Source organism: Priestia koreensis (assembly GCF_022646885.1).
GTDB classification, from domain to species: Bacteria; Bacillota; Bacilli; order Bacillales; family Bacillaceae_H; genus Bacillus_AG; species Bacillus_AG koreensis_A.
In genome coordinates, this window is sequence record NZ_CP061868.1 from 35,944 (window position 1) to 51,793 (window position 15,850).

A 15,850-nucleotide genomic window follows, 5' to 3' on the forward strand; every position below is an offset into this window, starting at 1 on the left:
TCAGCAACAAACAACGTGACGTCGTTTTGTTCAGTTTTGAAGGTTCATTACGAACTTTCAATAAGAAGTCTTTTGATCACGTCGTGATCATGAGGCAGTTGTTCTTTGAAAACTAGATAGCAAGAATGTTAAGGAAAACAAAGTGTAACACTTTTTTAATAACCAATACGGTTAAGTTAGAAAGGGCGCACGGTGGATGCCTTGGCACTAGGAGCCGATGAAGGACGGGACTAACACCGATATGCTTCGGGGAGCTGTAAGTAAGCTTTGATCCGGAGATTTCCGAATGGGGAAACCCATCATTCGTAATGGAATGATATCTTCTTCTGAATACATAGGAAGTTGAAGGCAGACCCGGGGAACTGAAACATCTAAGTACCCGGAGGAAAGGAAAGCAAACGCGATTTCCTGAGTAGCGGCGAGCGAAACGGAATTATTAGCCCAAACCAAGAGGCTTGCCTCTTGGGGTTGTAGGACACTCTATACGGAGTTACAAAGGAACGAGGTAAATGAAGAGGTCTGGAAAGGCCCGTCAAAGAAGGTAACAACCCTGTAGTTGAAACCTTGTTCTCTCTTGAGTGGATCCTGAGTACGGCGGAACACGTGAAATTCCGTCGGAAGCAGGGAGGACCATCTCCCAAGGCTAAATACTTCCTAGTGACCGATAGTGAACCAGTACCGTGAGGGAAAGGTGAAAAGCACCCCGGAAGGGGAGTGAAAGAGATCCTGAAACCGTGTGCCTACAAGTAGTCAGAGCCCGTTAACGGGTGATGGCGTGCCTTTTGTAGAATGAACCGGCGAGTTACGATCCCATGCAAGGTTAAGTCGATGAGACGGAGCCGCAGCGAAAGCGAGTCTGAATAGGGCGATTTGAGTATGTGGTCGTAGACCCGAAACCAGGTGATCTACCCATGTCCAGGGTGAAGTTCAGGTAACACTGAATGGAGGCCCGAACCCACGCACGTTGAAAAGTGCGGGGATGAGGTGTGGGTAGCGGAGAAATTCCAATCGAACTTGGAGATAGCTGGTTCTCTCCGAAATAGCTTTAGGGCTAGCCTCAAGGTGAGAGTTTTGGAGGTAGAGCACTGATTGGACTAGGGGCCCCCAACGGGTTACCGAATTCAGTCAAACTCCGAATGCCAAAAACTTATCCTTGGGAGTCAGACTGCGAGTGATAAGATCCGTAGTCAAGAGGGAAACAGCCCAGACCACCAGCTAAGGTCCCAAAGTATACGTTAAGTGGAAAAGGATGTGGAGTTGCTTAGACAACCAGGATGTTGGCTTAGAAGCAGCCACCATTTAAAGAGTGCGTAATAGCTCACTGGTCGAGTGACTCTGCGCCGAAAATGTACCGGGGCTAAACGTATCACCGAAGCTGTGGATTGACATCTACGATGTCAGTGGTAGGAGAGCGTTCTAAGTGCTGCGAAGCTAGACCGTAAGGACTGGTGGAGCGCTTAGAAGTGAGAATGCCGGTATGAGTAGCGAAAGACAAGTGAGAATCTTGTCCACCGAATGCCTAAGGTTTCCTGAGGAAGGCTCGTCCGCTCAGGGTTAGTCGGGACCTAAGCCGAGGCCGAAAGGCGTAGGCGATGGCCAACAGGTTGATATTCCTGTACTACCTCCCCACCGTTTGAGCAATGGGGGGACGCAGGAGGATAGGGTAGGCGCACTGCTGGATATGTGCGTTCAAGCAGTAAGGCTGATGAGTAGGCAAATCCGCTCATCATAAGGCTGAGCTGTGATGACGAGGGAATTATAGTACCGAAGCTCCTGATTTCACACTGCCAAGAAAAGCCTCTAGCGAGGTGGGAGGTACCCGTACCGCAAACCGACACAGGTAGGCGAGGAGAGAATCCTAAGGTGATCGAGAGAACTCTCGTTAAGGAACTCGGCAAAATGACCCCGTAACTTCGGGAGAAGGGGTGCTCTGTTAGGGTGCAAGCCCGAGAGAGCCGCAGTGAATAGGCCCAGGCGACTGTTTAGCAAAAACACAGGTCTCTGCGAAGCCGTAAGGCGAAGTATAGGGGCTGACACCTGCCCGGTGCTGGAAGGTTAAGAGGAGAGGTTAGCGCAAGCGAAGCTTTGAATCGAAGCCCCAGTAAACGGCGGCCGTAACTATAACGGTCCTAAGGTAGCGAAATTCCTTGTCGGGTAAGTTCCGACCCGCACGAAAGGTGTAACGATCTGGGCACTGTCTCAACGAGAGACTCGGTGAAATTATAGTACCTGTGAAGATGCAGGTTACCCGCGACAGGACGGAAAGACCCCGTGGAGCTTTACTGTAGCCTGATATTGAATTTTGGTACAGCTTGTACAGGATAGGTAGGAGCCTGAGAAACCGGAGCGCTAGCTTCGGTGGAGGCGTCGGTGGGATACTACCCTGGCTGTATTGACATTCTAACCCACAGCCCTGATCGGGCTGGGAGACAGTGTCAGGTGGGCAGTTTGACTGGGGCGGTCGCCTCCTAAAGAGTAACGGAGGCGCCCAAAGGTTCCCTCAGAATGGTTGGAAATCATTCGTAGAGTGTAAAGGCACAAGGGAGCTTGACTGCGAGACCTACAAGTCGAGCAGGGACGAAAGTCGGGCTTAGTGATCCGGTGGTTCCGCATGGAAGGGCCATCGCTCAACGGATAAAAGCTACCCCGGGGATAACAGGCTTATCTCCCCCAAGAGTCCACATCGACGGGGAGGTTTGGCACCTCGATGTCGGCTCATCGCATCCTGGGGCTGTAGTCGGTCCCAAGGGTTGGGCTGTTCGCCCATTAAAGCGGTACGCGAGCTGGGTTCAGAACGTCGTGAGACAGTTCGGTCCCTATCCGTCGTGGGCGTAGGAAATTTGAGAGGAGCTGTCCTTAGTACGAGAGGACCGGGATGGACACACCGCTGGTGTACCAGTTGTCTTGCCAAAGGCATCGCTGGGTAGCTATGTGTGGACGGGATAAGTGCTGAAAGCATCTAAGCATGAAGCCCCCCTCAAGATGAGATTTCCCATAGCGCAAGCTAGTAAGATCCCTGAAAGACGATCAGGTAGATAGGTCTGAGGTGGAAGCGTGGCGACACGTGCAGCTGACAGATACTAATCGATCGAGGACTTAACCAAAATGTTTTTCCTTAACCATTGTTATCTAGTTTTGAAAGAACAACGTTCTTTCTATATAGTCTGGTGATTATGGCAGAGAGGTCACACCCGTTCCCATACCGAACACGGAAGTTAAGCTCTCTAGCGCCGATGGTAGTTGGGGGTTTCCCCCTGTGAGAGTAGGACATCGCCAGGCACGTTGAAAAAAGACTAGTCAAATGACTAGTCTTTTTTTGTGTTTTTATTAACATGATATTAGCCTAGTGCGTATGATATAAAAAGTAAATCATCTTCTACCTGAATAAATTTCTGAAAACTGTTTATAACTGTTTAATGGAGGTGGAGAGACTTGTTAACGACTCAAGAAACTACGTGTATTGTGTGTGAAGAATTGAGGGAAGAGGGAATCCATATTTTTTCTAATTTTATATGTGTGGAATGTGAACAAAAAATGGTAAGTACTGAAACCGATGATATTCAATATCAATACTTTATCCATCAACTAAAAAATATAAGTTTATCCTATAGTGAATAACCAAAGCCTACGAGAATAGGCTTTTTCTTTTTTCTGCATGTTGCTGTTCTTATTGTTATAATAGAAATAGTTTAAGCAAAATGAAAGGTTCTAAAAAATTATGTTACATAAACAGCAAACTTGCCCATTATATAATCAATTAAAAAGACATGCTTTAAAGCGTCCTATCTCTTATCACGTGCCAGGACATAAAAATGGAGCTGTTTTTTCTCATAAAGAAGATCATTTTTTTAAATCGATCTTGCCGATAGACGTGACTGAATTGACAGGATTAGATGACCTGCATGATCCCTCTGAAGCTATTGAGGAGGCAGAAAGTCTTGCTGCTTCACTTTATGAAGTGAAGCACACTTTTTTTCTAGTGAACGGGTCTACAGTAGGGAACTTAGCTGCTATTTTAGCTACTTGTAGTGAGGGTGATAAAGTGTTGGTTCAGCGAGATTCACATAAATCCATCATAAATGGATTAAAATTATCAAATGCTGATCCTATCTTTTTAGCACCAGAAGTGGATGAAAGTATTTCATTAACGTTAGGAGTTCCAAGTGAAATCGTTTGTGAAGGCATTAAGCAACATCCTACTGCTAAAGCGTTAATTTTAACAAATCCTAATTATTACGGAGTAAGTCGGGACTTAAGGGAAGTTGTGCGTGTCGCCCATGGATATAATATTCCTGTAATTGTAGATGAGGCACATGGTGCTCATTTTGCGGTAGGACATCCTTTTCCGATATCTGCAATTCAAGCTGGAGCTGATATTGTCATTCACTCTGCACACAAAACGTTGCCTGCTATGACAATGGGATCTTATTTACATATTCAAGGTGATTTGATTTCTAAGGAGCAAATAGGTAAATACCTTTCTATCCTACAATCTAGTAGCCCATCTTACCCTATTATGGCTTCTTTAGATATTGCACGAGCCTATCTGCATGAAATGGCTCAGAACGATCGTAAAGCGTTATTAGTAAAGCAGCTTTTTCACTTTAGAGAGCAACTATCTAACATAGATGGGTTAACGGTAGTGGAGTATGAAGACAAACGTGTCGACATTGATCTCTTAAAAATAACGGTTATGCCATCTTTTTGTACAGGCTATGAGTTTCAGCAAAAGCTAGAGGAAGTGGGTATCTATACAGAATTAGCTACCACTCAGCATGTTCTCTTTGTTTTACCATTGGCAGCAGAATTTAGATGGGAAGAAACAATTAAAAAGATAGAAGAAATTGTTGGTTTATATCAGCAACATCCTCCTTATTTTTCAAGTCCTCGATTATCATTTAAGTTTTCTAGCAGCCAATTAGGGATATCTTATAAGAAACAGAGTATTTTAACGAAAACCAATCTTCCATTAAAAATGGCAGTGGGGAGAGTGGCAGCTGAATCTGTTATTCCATATCCACCTGGTATTCCTGTATTAATGGAAGGTGAAATCATTACGAATGATCACATCGAATATATAGAAGAAATTTTAAACACAGCAGTAAAACTACAAGGCAGTGCGACTTCATTAGAGAGACGTTTAATTAGTGTATTTGAAGACGAAAGGGAGTAAACAGCATGAGAGGTAAATTCATTACGTTTGAAGGTCCAGAAGGGGCTGGTAAAACAACCATTATGGAAATGGTTTATAACTATTATAAACAGAAAGAGGTACAGATTTTATCTACTAGAGAGCCTGGAGGAATCCATATTGCGGAGGAGATCCGGAAAGTGATCCTAAATCCTGATCACACAACAATGGATGGACGAACAGAGGCTCTACTGTATGCGGCAGCACGTAGGCAGCATCTTGTTGAAAAAGTCGTACCTGCATTAGAAAACGGGACAACCGTATTTTGTGATCGATTTATCGATAGTTCACTTGCTTATCAAGGCTTTGCACGGGAGTTAGGAATTGAAGAAGTGTTTCAGATTAATCAATTTGCCATCGGTCATACGATGCCAGATCTTACTATCTATTTTGATCTTGATCCTGAAGTAGGTTTACAGAGAATCAATGAAACAAAGGGAAGAGAGATTAATCGTTTAGATTTAGAGAAAGTTGATTTCCATCGAAAGGTGAGAGAAGGTTATTTACTATTAGTCGAAAAATTCCCTAGTAGGATTATGAAAATAAATGCAGATCAACCTATCGAAAATGTTTATAAAGACGTTCTAAAGCAGTTAGAAGCATTATTTTCTTAAATGGTAATTCATCAGTAGGTTTGTGTTTTGAAATTGGTATAATAAGGACAATAAATACGTGATGAAAGAGGCGATTAAGTGATGAAAATGATTATAGTTGTTGTTCAAGATTCAGATAGTACCAAGCTTATTAATGCTCTAGTAGAAGAAGGATTTCGCTCCACAAAACTATCTAGTTCAGGTGGATTCTTAAAATCTGGGAATACAACGATCATGATAGGAACTGAAGATCATCGTGTCGAATTAGCATTAGAGGTTATAAAAGATACTTGTCAGAATAGACGTCAGCTTATTTCACCTGTTTCTCCAATGGGAGGAAATGCAGATTCTTATATTCCTTATCCCGTAGAGGTGGAAGTAGGAGGAGCTACTGTATTTGTTCTTCCGGTGGAAGGGTTTCATCAATTTTAAATTATAGTTAGAGAGTGATTAAACATGAACAAAACGTGGGCACAGCTTGAAGAATTACAGCCACAGGTTTTAAAGATTTTGAACAATGCGTTAGTGAAAGATAGAGTTGCCCACGCCTACATATTCGAAGGTAATCGGGGAACTGGAAAAAAAGAAGTAAGCATGTTGTTTGCGAAGTCATTGTTATGTCAAAACAATCATGGGGTCTATCCATGTAACGAATGTATTAATTGCAAGAGAATTGATTCTGGCAACCACCCTGATATGCACGTTGTTGAGCCTGATGGTAACTCAATTAAAAAAGAACAAATTCAGCAATTGCAAAGTGAATTTGTGAAAGCTGGGGTAGAGTCGAACCGAAAAATTTATGTTATTGAGCATGTAGACAGAATGACAGTAAATGCTGCCAATAGTTTGCTGAAATTTTTAGAAGAACCCAACAGTGAGACGTATGCTATTTTATTGACGGAAAACCCTCAGAAATTATTAAATACCATTATTTCAAGATGTCAGGTACTATCATTTAGAACTCTCCCTCCCGCACATTTGCAAACTCGCTTAATTAATGAAGGCGTAGATGAATCTAGTGCTATCATACTTTCGAATTTGACGAATAGTATGGAAGAAGCGTTACAATTAAATAACGATGAATGGTTTGGACTTGGAAGAAAGTTAGTGATACAATTATATGAAGTACTAATGAATAGACCTCACCAAGCTTTATTATTCATCCATGAGAATTGGGTAAAGCATTTTACAGATAAAGCCCAAAACGAGGTTGGATTAAATCTATTACTCCTTTTATATAGAGACATCCTTCATATTCAAATAGATCAGGAAGAAAAAGTGGTGTTTTCTTACAAGAAAGAAGAGCTTAAGAAAGACGCTCTTCAGCAGAGTCAGAAAAAAACCGTTCGATCTTTAGAACTTATTTTAGAGGCCAAAAATAAATTAAACTCCAATATGAATTTACAACTTTTAATGGAGCAGCTGGTGTTGGATTTGCAGGAGGGATAAAGGCTTGTACGATGTAGTGGGAGTCCGTTTTAAAAAAGCTGGTAAAATTTATTATTTCGATCCCGGCGAGTTAACTATTGCTGATGGTGAATACGTTATTGTTGAAACCATTCGTGGAATAGAGTTTGGGAAAGTAGTTATTAATAAAAAACAGGTCAGTGAGAATGATGTTGTTTTACCTTTGAAGAAGGTAATTCGAGTTGCTGATCCGAAAGATAGACTGATCGTAGAAGAGAATAAAAACGCGGCTAAAGAAGCATATGATGTATGTGTAGAGAAAGTCCTTGCACATAGCTTAGATATGAAGTTAGTTGACGTGGAATATACATTTGATCGTAACAAAGTCATTTTCTATTTTACAGCAGATGGTAGAATTGATTTCAGAGAGCTTGTAAAAGATTTGGCAGCGATCTTTCGTACTCGCATCGAGCTTCGTCAAATCGGTGTAAGAGATGAAGCAAAATTGCTAGGCGGTATTGGACCTTGTGGAAGAATGCTATGCTGTTCAACCTTCTTAGGTGATTTCGAGCCAGTATCGATTAAGATGGCGAAGGATCAGAATTTATCATTAAACCCAACAAAGATTTCTGGTCTATGTGGTCGTTTAATGTGCTGCTTAAAATACGAAAATGATGAGTATGAAACGGCAAAAGAGCAATTGCCAGATGTAGGAGAAGTAATTGCTACGCCAAACGGCCAAGGGCGCGTAATTGGTTTAAATATTCTTGAGCGTATTTTGCAAATTGAACTTGTAGGAAAAGAACAAATTGTAGAATTTACGTTAGATGAACTGACGAAAGAAGGCGCTGTTTCATTTCAGTCCACGGAGTAATGAGGTGGGTATAAGTGGATAAGAAAGATATTTTTGATTCTGTAACGAATATGGAGGAGCAGATTGGCCACCTGTACAAGCAGCTAGGTGAATTAAAAGAGCATTTAGCTGATTTAATTGAGGAAAATCATCATATGCAAATGGAGAATGAGCATTTGCGTCGTCGTCTTGAACAGAATGATAAAGAGCTGCGACAAAAGAGTCAGCGAAAACGTTCTAATCGAAACAGCCGCGATGAGAAACAGGCCGATGTTGGGGAAGGTTATGATAACCTTGCCCGCCTCTATCAAGAAGGATTCCATATATGTAATATTCATTATGGTAGTGTGCGCAAAGATGGAGATTGCCTATTTTGTTTATCTTTTTTGAATAAGAAGTAATGAAGCCTTTCCATTAGGAGAGGCTATTTTTATGATGAAGATGTAAGAAAGGGAAACATAAGTTATGGTATATTTATACGAAGATGAGCGTTTAGATTATTTGTTAGCAGAAGAAAACTTAAGAATTATTCAAAGTCCATCCGTCTTTTCTTTTTCATTGGATGCTGTGTTGTTGGCACGCTTTGCCTATGTACCGGTTCGAAAAGGAAACATAGTGGATTTATGTACGGGAAACGGTGTTGTTCCTTTGTTTCTATCTACTCGGAGTAAAGCTGCGATTACAGGAGTAGAGATACAAGAGAGACTTTGGGGAATGGCAACGCGTAGCGTAGCCTATAATGGATTAGAAAATCAGCTTACAATGATACACGACGACTTAAAAAATGCTCCTGAAAGGCTAGGGTACGGAAAATTTGATGTTGTTACATGTAACCCACCTTATTTCCCAACGCCTAAAAAAGAAGAGCAAAACTTGAATGAACATTATGCGATTGCTCGACATGAAATTCATTGTACGCTAGAAGACGTTATACGCGTTAGCAGCCAGCTTGTCAAACAAAGTGGTAAAGTAGCACTCGTTCATCGACCTGGTCGCTTATTAGATATTGTCACTTTGATGCGAAAGTATCGCATTGAACCAAAGCGTTTGCAGTTTATTTATCCAAAAGAAAACAAGGAAGCAAACACCATTTTGATTGAAGGAATCAAAGATGGACAGCCTGATCTTAAGGTACTTCCACCACTTGTTGTATACAATGAGAATAATGAATATACAAAAGAGGTTAAACAGATTTTATATGGAAACGAGTAAGCATTACTTCTATGTATTGAAATGTAAAGATGGTAGTTTTTACGGCGGATATACAAATAATCTAGAGAAAAGAGTGGCCACGCACAATGCAGGAAAAGGAGCAAAATATACAAAGGCTAGAGTTCCCGTTGTGCTGATTCACTCCGAAACGTTTGATACAAAAAGCGAAGCGCTAAGAGCAGAAATACGTTTTAAGAAATTAACGCGAAAGCAAAAGGAACGGTATTTGGAAGAGTTTCACGTATCGTTTGATTAGAAGTATGAGAGGATGGAAAGCCATGCATCAACAAAAGAGTTTTCAATCTCATGAGGCAGAGGGAATGCTTTATCTAGTCCCTACTCCGATCGGCAATTTAGAGGATATGACATTTCGGGCTATTCGTATTTTAAAAGAAGTGGATTATATCGCTGCTGAAGATACGAGACAAACGAAAAAACTTTGTAATCACTTTGAGATTTCAACACCTATTGTTAGTTATCATGAACATAATAAGGAAACAAAAGGACCAAAAATCATTGAAGACTTGGAGCAAGGAAAGCAAGTAGCGCTCGTAACCGATGCTGGTATGCCTGCTATCTCAGATCCGGGATACGATTTAGCGGTTTTAGCTATTGAGAAACAGCAAAAGGTTGTGCCTCTCCCTGGTGCAAATGCAGCACTAACAGCTTTAATTGCTTCTGGCCTTCCTACGGATCATTTTCTCTTTTATGGTTTCTTGACTCGTCAGAAGAAGCATAAAAAAGAGGAACTTGAGCAATTAGCGTATCTACCATACACGTTGATTTTCTACGAAGCTCCTCATCGCCTAAAGGAGACGTTAAAGGTGATGGAAGAGGTTCTTGGAAATCGTGAAATTGTTATTTCGAGAGAGCTTACAAAGCGATATGAAGAGTTCATTCGTGGCACAATATCAGAAGTCTCAGAATGGGCCCATAACGATGAGATAAGAGGAGAATTTTGCATCATCCTTGAGGGAAGCAAGGAAGAAAAGCCGAGCACAGATCTTTGGTGGGAGGAAAAGAGCATTTATGATCACGTCGAGTACTATATCCAAGAAAAAGGATTTTCGACAAAAGATGCGATTAAACAGGTAGCCGTTGATCGCGGGATGGCGAAGAGAGACGTCTACAGTGAATATCATATAAATTAAAAAAAGCCCTAAATAGGGCTTTTTTTAATTACTTAGAAGCTTCTAAAGAATTTTGAAGTTCTTGTAAGATTTGTTCTGCACCTTCACGGCTTAAGATTAATTTACCGTTAGCAAGTTTTAAGTTTTCATCTGAAACTTCACCTGTTACTTGGCAAGTCATGTTTGGCTTGTATTTTTTAAGAATGATGCGCTCGTCATCAACATAAATTTCTAATGCGTCTTTTTCTGCAATCCCCAATGTGCGTCGTAATTCGATAGGAATAACCACACGGCCTAACTCGTCAACTTTACGTACAATACCTGTAGATTTCATAAAAATAATTCTCCTCTCGTATTCTTCTAAACTATTTATATTTTTTTCGTCATTATTCGACAAATTCAATTACCCTTACATCATATCAACGTTTCCAAAACTAGTCAATAATTTTATATGTCAAAAACTGTAGATTTCGTTCTTTATGACTAGGAACCTTGATATATCGGGACTTTTCCCTCATGGAAATGAAGGCTTATCAAAATAAATAGCAAAAAACGGAATAAAAAACTATTACTACTATAATTTTTTATCAGATGATATAGAAACAGTATATAGATTATTCGACAAAATTCAACGTTTGTCAAAAAAATGTAAACATCTTGTAAATTAAGCAATAAAGAGTAATAAAGAAAAATTACGATCATGTGTATATTTTTTTGAATAGGAAGGACAAGATGATAATATGGAAGTACTGTTATAACAGTACTTAGAATTAATGAAGAAACGTTTTAGTTGTAAGATCAACTAGCCGCTTTGGAAAGTGTTCTATAACGGGATATGCCCCATACACAATAGAAGGAAATATTGCATTTTAAAAAGAAGAATTTTATTAAGTTATTATGTAAAATAGTGTTATAGTAGAAGGAAAATGACTTTTAGCTGAGTTTTAAATTTGGATATGATTTTCGACGATATTGCATGGAGCTTTTTGTCGTGGTTCATGTCATTTCTACTAATAGAACTCGCTTTTAGCACTAAAGGTCAATTTCATAGAAAAGCTTTTGGAGGTTAGTTATATGTCTGGAGAGAAGAATACGTTTTATCTCACAACCCCTATTTACTATCCAAGTGGAAACTTACATATAGGACATGCTTATACAACGGTAGCAGGAGATGCTATGGCAAGATATAAGCGCCTAAAAGGGTTTGATGTGTACTATTTAACTGGTACGGATGAGCATGGTCAAAAAATTCAGCGCAAAGCAGAAGAAAAAGGCATTACGCCGCAAGAATATGTGGACGGAATGGTTGCCGATATTCAAGAGCTTTGGGGGAAATTAGATATTTCTTATGATGATTTTATTCGTACAACCCAATCTCGCCATAAAGAAGTCGTAGAGAAAATCTTTGCTAAGCTTGTGGACCAAGGAGATATCTATTTAGATGAATATGAAGGATGGTACTCTGTTCCGGACGAAACGTTCTATACAGAACTTCAACTAGTAGATCCGATTAAAGAAGACGGTAAGATTGTTGGTGGTAAAAGTCCTGATAGCGGTCATCCTGTAGAATTGGTACGCGAACAGTCTTATTTCTTTAAAGTAAGTAAGTACGCAGATCGTCTGCTACGCTATTATGAAGAAAATCCTGAGTTTATTCAGCCGGAATCTCGCAAAAATGAAATGATTAATAATTTCATTAAGCCAGGTCTAGAGGATCTTGCTGTTTCACGTACGACATTCGATTGGGGAATTAAAGTACCTGGAGATCCGAAGCATGTCGTGTATGTTTGGATTGATGCTCTTTCAAACTATATTACAGCTCTTGGCTATAGCATGGATGATGACTCTAAATATCAAAAATATTGGCCTGCGAACGTTCATTTGGTAGGGAAAGAAATTGTTCGTTTCCATACTATTTATTGGCCAGTAATGCTTATGGCATTAGACTTACCATTACCGAAAAAGGTATTTGCTCATGGTTGGCTGTTGATGAAAGACGGTAAAATGTCTAAATCAAAAGGGAATGTTGTAGACCCAGTGACGTTAATTGATCGATATGGTCTAGATGCACTTCGTTATTACTTACTTCGCGAAGTACCATTTGGTTCTGACGGCGTGTTCACACCAGAAGCATTTGTTGAACGCATTAATTTTGATTTAGCCAATGACCTAGGAAATCTGGTAAATCGCACGGTAGCGATGATTAATAAATATTTTGACGGGGTAATTCCAACTTATAAAGGAAACGTTACAGAGTTTGATGAGTTACTCGTTGGGACTCAAAAAGAGACGCTAGCAAAATATGAAGAAGCAATGGAAAACATGGAGTTTTCCGTGGCACTAGCATCTATTTGGCAGCTTGTAAGCCGTACAAATAAATACATTGATGAAACACAGCCGTGGGCACTGGCGAAAGATGAAAGCAAAGTAGAAGAGTTAGCTTCTGTTATGAGTCATTTAGCAGAATCGATTCGTCACATTGCTATTCTTCTTCAACCGTTCTTAACTCAAACACCTCGTAAAATGTTTGAACAACTGGGATTAGAAGATGAAGAGCTACGTACTTGGAGTACTACTGATTCATTTGGTATTATTCCAGAAGGTGTGAAGGTTCAAAAAGGAACACCTCTATTCCCACGTTTAGATATTGAGGAAGAAGTTGGGTTCATTAAAGAAAAAATGCTTGGTAGCGTACAATCTGAAGAAGAAACGTCTAAAAGCAATGATGACGTTCCTGAAGTAGAGGAAATCACAATAGATGACTTCACAAAAGTTGAACTTCGTGTTGCTGAAGTGAAAAAAGCAGAGCCTGTGAAAAAAGCTGACAAGCTTCTTAAGCTGCAGTTGGATTTAGGTTATGAAACGCGTCAGGTCGTATCTGGCATTGCGAAGTTTTATAAGCCAGAAGATTTAATAGGAAGAAAAGTTATTTGTGTTACGAACTTAAAGCCTGTTAAATTACGCGGAGAATTATCTCAAGGGATGATTTTAGCAGGAGAAGATCAAAATGGCCTTTCGTTAGCAGCGATTGATGCTAACGTAGCGAACGGCACGAGAATTAAATAAATTCATAGTGAATAGGGCAATTTAATTATGTAAATGGGTGTTTCACGTGTAACAAACGAGAGCACCCATTTTCCTTTCAGCAGAAAAGAAATAAGTAGAAAGAAGGTTTGTTGAGATTATGTTATTTGATACGCACGTACATTTGAACGCAGAACAATATGATGAAGATTTGCAGGAAGTAATCGACCGAGCGCTTGAGGCGGGTGTCGAGAACATGGTAGTTGTTGGCTTTGACGAAGAAACGATTAATAAAGCGATGGAATTAGTGGAACGATATGACTTTTTATATGCAAGTGTGGGGTGGCATCCTGTAGATGCGATCGATATGACGGATGAGCATTTAGCTTGGTTAGAGGAACTAGCAGCGCATCCCAAAGTAGTAGCACTTGGTGAGATGGGATTAGATTATCACTGGGATAAATCTCCGAAGGATGTTCAAAAAGAAGTTTTCCGAAAACAAATTCGTCTCGCTCGTAAGGTGAACCTACCTATTATTATTCATAATCGTGATGCCACAGAGGACGTTGTAGAAATTTTATCAGAAGAAAACGTAAAAGAAGTAGGAGGCATTATGCATTGCTTTACGGGTAGCTTAGAAGTTGCCAAACAGTGTATGGATATGAACATGTATATTTCCTACGGTGGACCGGTTACGTTTAAAAATGCGAAAAAACCAAAAGAAGTAGTGGTAGATATTCCGTTAGACCGTTTATTAATTGAAACAGACTGCCCGTACTTAACACCACACCCTCATCGTGGAAAACGAAATGAGCCTGGATATGTTTCACTTGTAGCGGAGCAAATTGCGGAATTAAGAGGCATATCTTATGAGGAGTTAGCAGTAAAAACGACTGAAAATGCGAAAAAATTATTCGGCATAAATCGATAATTTTTTTCTGTTAAATACAGCCATTTTTCTACTAACTATCAAGGTTTGTAAAAAAAGTTCTAATTCTCTTTTCCCATTCATAGGATTAACTTGTCGACAATTCTTCCTTCCATTTTTTAGAACATTCGGACATAATAGACTACATGCAGCGCTCGAGTGGGAGGGTTGACAAGCAAGTGACGACTCTATATAATCTCTGCGAGAGAAGGAGGAGTTTTTCATCGTGTCAAAAAACGTGAAAAAGCTGTTATCCAAATCTATGAGTGGGAGGAGACTGTTAGTCGTTTTTGCTAGTTTAATAGTCGCTTTCTCCGTGATTGGATTTGTTACGTTTAAGGCTACTCAAGCCTCTGTAGCTCTTACATTAGATGGGAAAAAGCAAAAGATAAAGACCCATGCTAAAACGGTAAAAGAGTTACTAGCAGATCAAGACATCAAATGGAAAAAGGGAGATTATATCTCTAAACCGTTAGATGCTGATGTAACAGATAATATGAAGATTGTGTGGAAATCTTCAAAGCCAGTCAAACTTGTAGTAGGAAGTCAAAAGAAAACCATTTGGACTACGGCTAATACAGTTCAAGATGTGTTGAATGAACGTCAGATTCAACTTTCGAAGCATGACCAAATTCATCCCAGTCAACATACAACAGTCAAAAAAGATTTAAACATAGAAGTAAGCAAGGCTTTTCCAGTTACACTACAACAAAGTGCCCATCAAAAAAAGGTTTGGTCCACTTCGACTACGGTCGCTGACTTTTTAGAGCAACAAGGAATCAAACTCAATAGATTAGACAGAGTAGAGCCTAATTTATCTAGTCCTATTTCCCCTAACAGTAAAGTAAATATCATCAGAGTTGAAAAAGTCACCGATGTGGTGGAAGCACCAGTGGATTATGCTGTCGTAACGAAGAGTGATCCTTCATTGAAAAAAGGCAAGAAAAAGGTTATCGAAGAAGGAGAGCAAGGGCGTGTAAGGAAGCATTATCGGGTTATTTTGGAGAATGGAAAAGAAGTGTCCCGGACGTTAGTGAAGCAAGAAGAAAAGAAAAGTAGTAAAGATCGTGTCGTAGCAGTAGGTTCGAAGGTTGAAAAGCCAGTATCTAAAACAGCTGCGGAAGTTTCTTATAACGGTCAGGTATCTCGTAGTAACAATGATACAGGTAAGGAAATGCGTGTAATGGCGACAGCTTATACCGCTTTCTGTACCGGATGTTCTGGGAAAACAAGAACAGGTGTTGATTTACGAGCGAATCCTAATGCAAAAGTCATTGCCGTTGATCCTGATGTCATTCCACTAGGCAGTAAGGTGTATGTCGAAGGTTACGGATATGCAATTGCCGCTGATACTGGATCAGCTATTAACGGAAACCGCATTGATGTGTTTTTCTCAGACCAGTCTGAAGCATATCGATGGGGACGTCGAACGATTAAAATAAAAGTATTAAATTAATTCATTCTGTGCAGAGGATATTTTGTCCTCTGCATTTTTTTCCGTTAAAATAAGAA

Annotated in this window: 14 protein-coding genes and 2 rRNA genes; 15 read left to right on the forward strand and 1 reads right to left on the reverse strand. The window is 40.1% G+C overall.

Translation table 11 applies throughout. From position 1 onward, the window contains the following. The first annotated feature begins 169 nt into the window (after positions 1-169). The 12 genes from IE339_RS00215 to rsmI all read left to right on the forward strand — a co-directional run bounded on the left by IE339_RS00215 (position 170) and on the right by rsmI (position 10,407). A 23S ribosomal RNA gene (locus tag IE339_RS00215) occupies positions 170-3,104 on the forward strand. 59 nt (positions 3,105-3,163) lie between these two features. Further along, a 5S ribosomal RNA gene (gene rrf, locus IE339_RS00220) occupies positions 3,164-3,279 on the forward strand. Between the two features lie 183 nt (positions 3,280-3,462). Continuing rightward, positions 3,463-3,618 (forward strand): sigma factor G inhibitor Gin, encoded by a 156-nt coding sequence (locus tag IE339_RS00225; protein WP_397428599.1) that lies wholly within the window; start codon positions 3,463-3,465, stop codon positions 3,616-3,618. 100 nt (positions 3,619-3,718) lie between these two features. Beyond that, positions 3,719-5,173, forward strand: coding sequence for an aminotransferase class I/II-fold pyridoxal phosphate-dependent enzyme (locus IE339_RS00230; protein ID WP_242172602.1), 1,455 nt, complete (start codon positions 3,719-3,721; stop codon positions 5,171-5,173). 5 nt (positions 5,174-5,178) lie between these two features. After that, complete coding sequence (gene tmk / locus IE339_RS00235; protein ID WP_242172605.1) at positions 5,179-5,805, forward strand: dTMP kinase; 627 nt, start codon at positions 5,179-5,181, stop codon at positions 5,803-5,805. A gap of 81 nt (positions 5,806-5,886) precedes the next feature. Further along, positions 5,887-6,216: a cyclic-di-AMP receptor gene (locus tag IE339_RS00240; RefSeq protein WP_242172607.1), complete on the forward strand. Its 330-nt coding sequence runs from the start codon at positions 5,887-5,889 to the stop codon at positions 6,214-6,216. A 24-nt stretch (positions 6,217-6,240) separates the two neighbouring features. Beyond that, a complete protein-coding gene (gene holB / locus IE339_RS00245) occupies positions 6,241-7,233 on the forward strand; it encodes a DNA polymerase III subunit delta' (protein ID WP_242172609.1) in 993 nt (330 codons plus the stop codon). A gap of 4 nt (positions 7,234-7,237) precedes the next feature. Further along, positions 7,238-8,065, forward strand: a complete 828-nt coding sequence (locus tag IE339_RS00250) for a PSP1 domain-containing protein (protein ID WP_053402928.1) — start codon at positions 7,238-7,240, stop codon at positions 8,063-8,065. Positions 8,066-8,079: 14 nt separating this feature from the next. Beyond that, complete coding sequence (gene yabA, locus IE339_RS00255) at positions 8,080-8,445, forward strand: DNA replication initiation control protein YabA (protein ID WP_242172611.1); 366 nt, start codon at positions 8,080-8,082, stop codon at positions 8,443-8,445. A gap of 64 nt (positions 8,446-8,509) precedes the next feature. Next, positions 8,510-9,256 (forward strand): tRNA1(Val) (adenine(37)-N6)-methyltransferase, encoded by a 747-nt coding sequence (locus IE339_RS00260; RefSeq protein WP_242172612.1) that lies wholly within the window; start codon positions 8,510-8,512, stop codon positions 9,254-9,256. After that, positions 9,243-9,512 (forward strand): GIY-YIG nuclease family protein, encoded by a 270-nt coding sequence (locus IE339_RS00265; protein ID WP_242172615.1) that lies wholly within the window; start codon positions 9,243-9,245, stop codon positions 9,510-9,512. The genes IE339_RS00260 and IE339_RS00265 overlap by 14 nt, the downstream gene beginning before the upstream one ends. Positions 9,513-9,534: 22 nt before the next feature. Then, positions 9,535-10,407, forward strand: coding sequence for a 16S rRNA (cytidine(1402)-2'-O)-methyltransferase (gene rsmI, locus IE339_RS00270; protein ID WP_242172617.1), 873 nt, complete (start codon positions 9,535-9,537; stop codon positions 10,405-10,407). A 28-nt stretch (positions 10,408-10,435) separates the two neighbouring features. Here rsmI and IE339_RS00275 read toward each other — a convergent pair whose 3' ends face one another. Then, the gene (locus IE339_RS00275; RefSeq protein ID WP_211263411.1) at positions 10,436-10,726 is read right to left on the reverse strand and encodes a transition state genes transcriptional regulator AbrB; all 291 of its coding nucleotides are present in this window, start codon (positions 10,724-10,726) and stop codon (positions 10,436-10,438) included. A gap of 734 nt (positions 10,727-11,460) precedes the next feature. Here IE339_RS00275 and metG point away from each other — a divergent pair. The 3 genes from metG to IE339_RS00290 all read left to right on the forward strand — a co-directional run bounded on the left by metG (position 11,461) and on the right by IE339_RS00290 (position 15,794). After that, positions 11,461-13,452: a methionine--tRNA ligase gene (gene metG, locus IE339_RS00280; RefSeq protein WP_242172619.1), complete on the forward strand. Its 1,992-nt coding sequence runs from the start codon at positions 11,461-11,463 to the stop codon at positions 13,450-13,452. 118 nt (positions 13,453-13,570) lie between these two features. Next, positions 13,571-14,341: a TatD family hydrolase gene (locus tag IE339_RS00285; protein WP_242172621.1), complete on the forward strand. Its 771-nt coding sequence runs from the start codon at positions 13,571-13,573 to the stop codon at positions 14,339-14,341. Positions 14,342-14,564: 223 nt separating this feature from the next. Further along, positions 14,565-15,794: a resuscitation-promoting factor gene (locus IE339_RS00290; RefSeq protein ID WP_242172623.1), complete on the forward strand. Its 1,230-nt coding sequence runs from the start codon at positions 14,565-14,567 to the stop codon at positions 15,792-15,794. Positions 15,795-15,850: the final 56 nt, after the last annotated feature.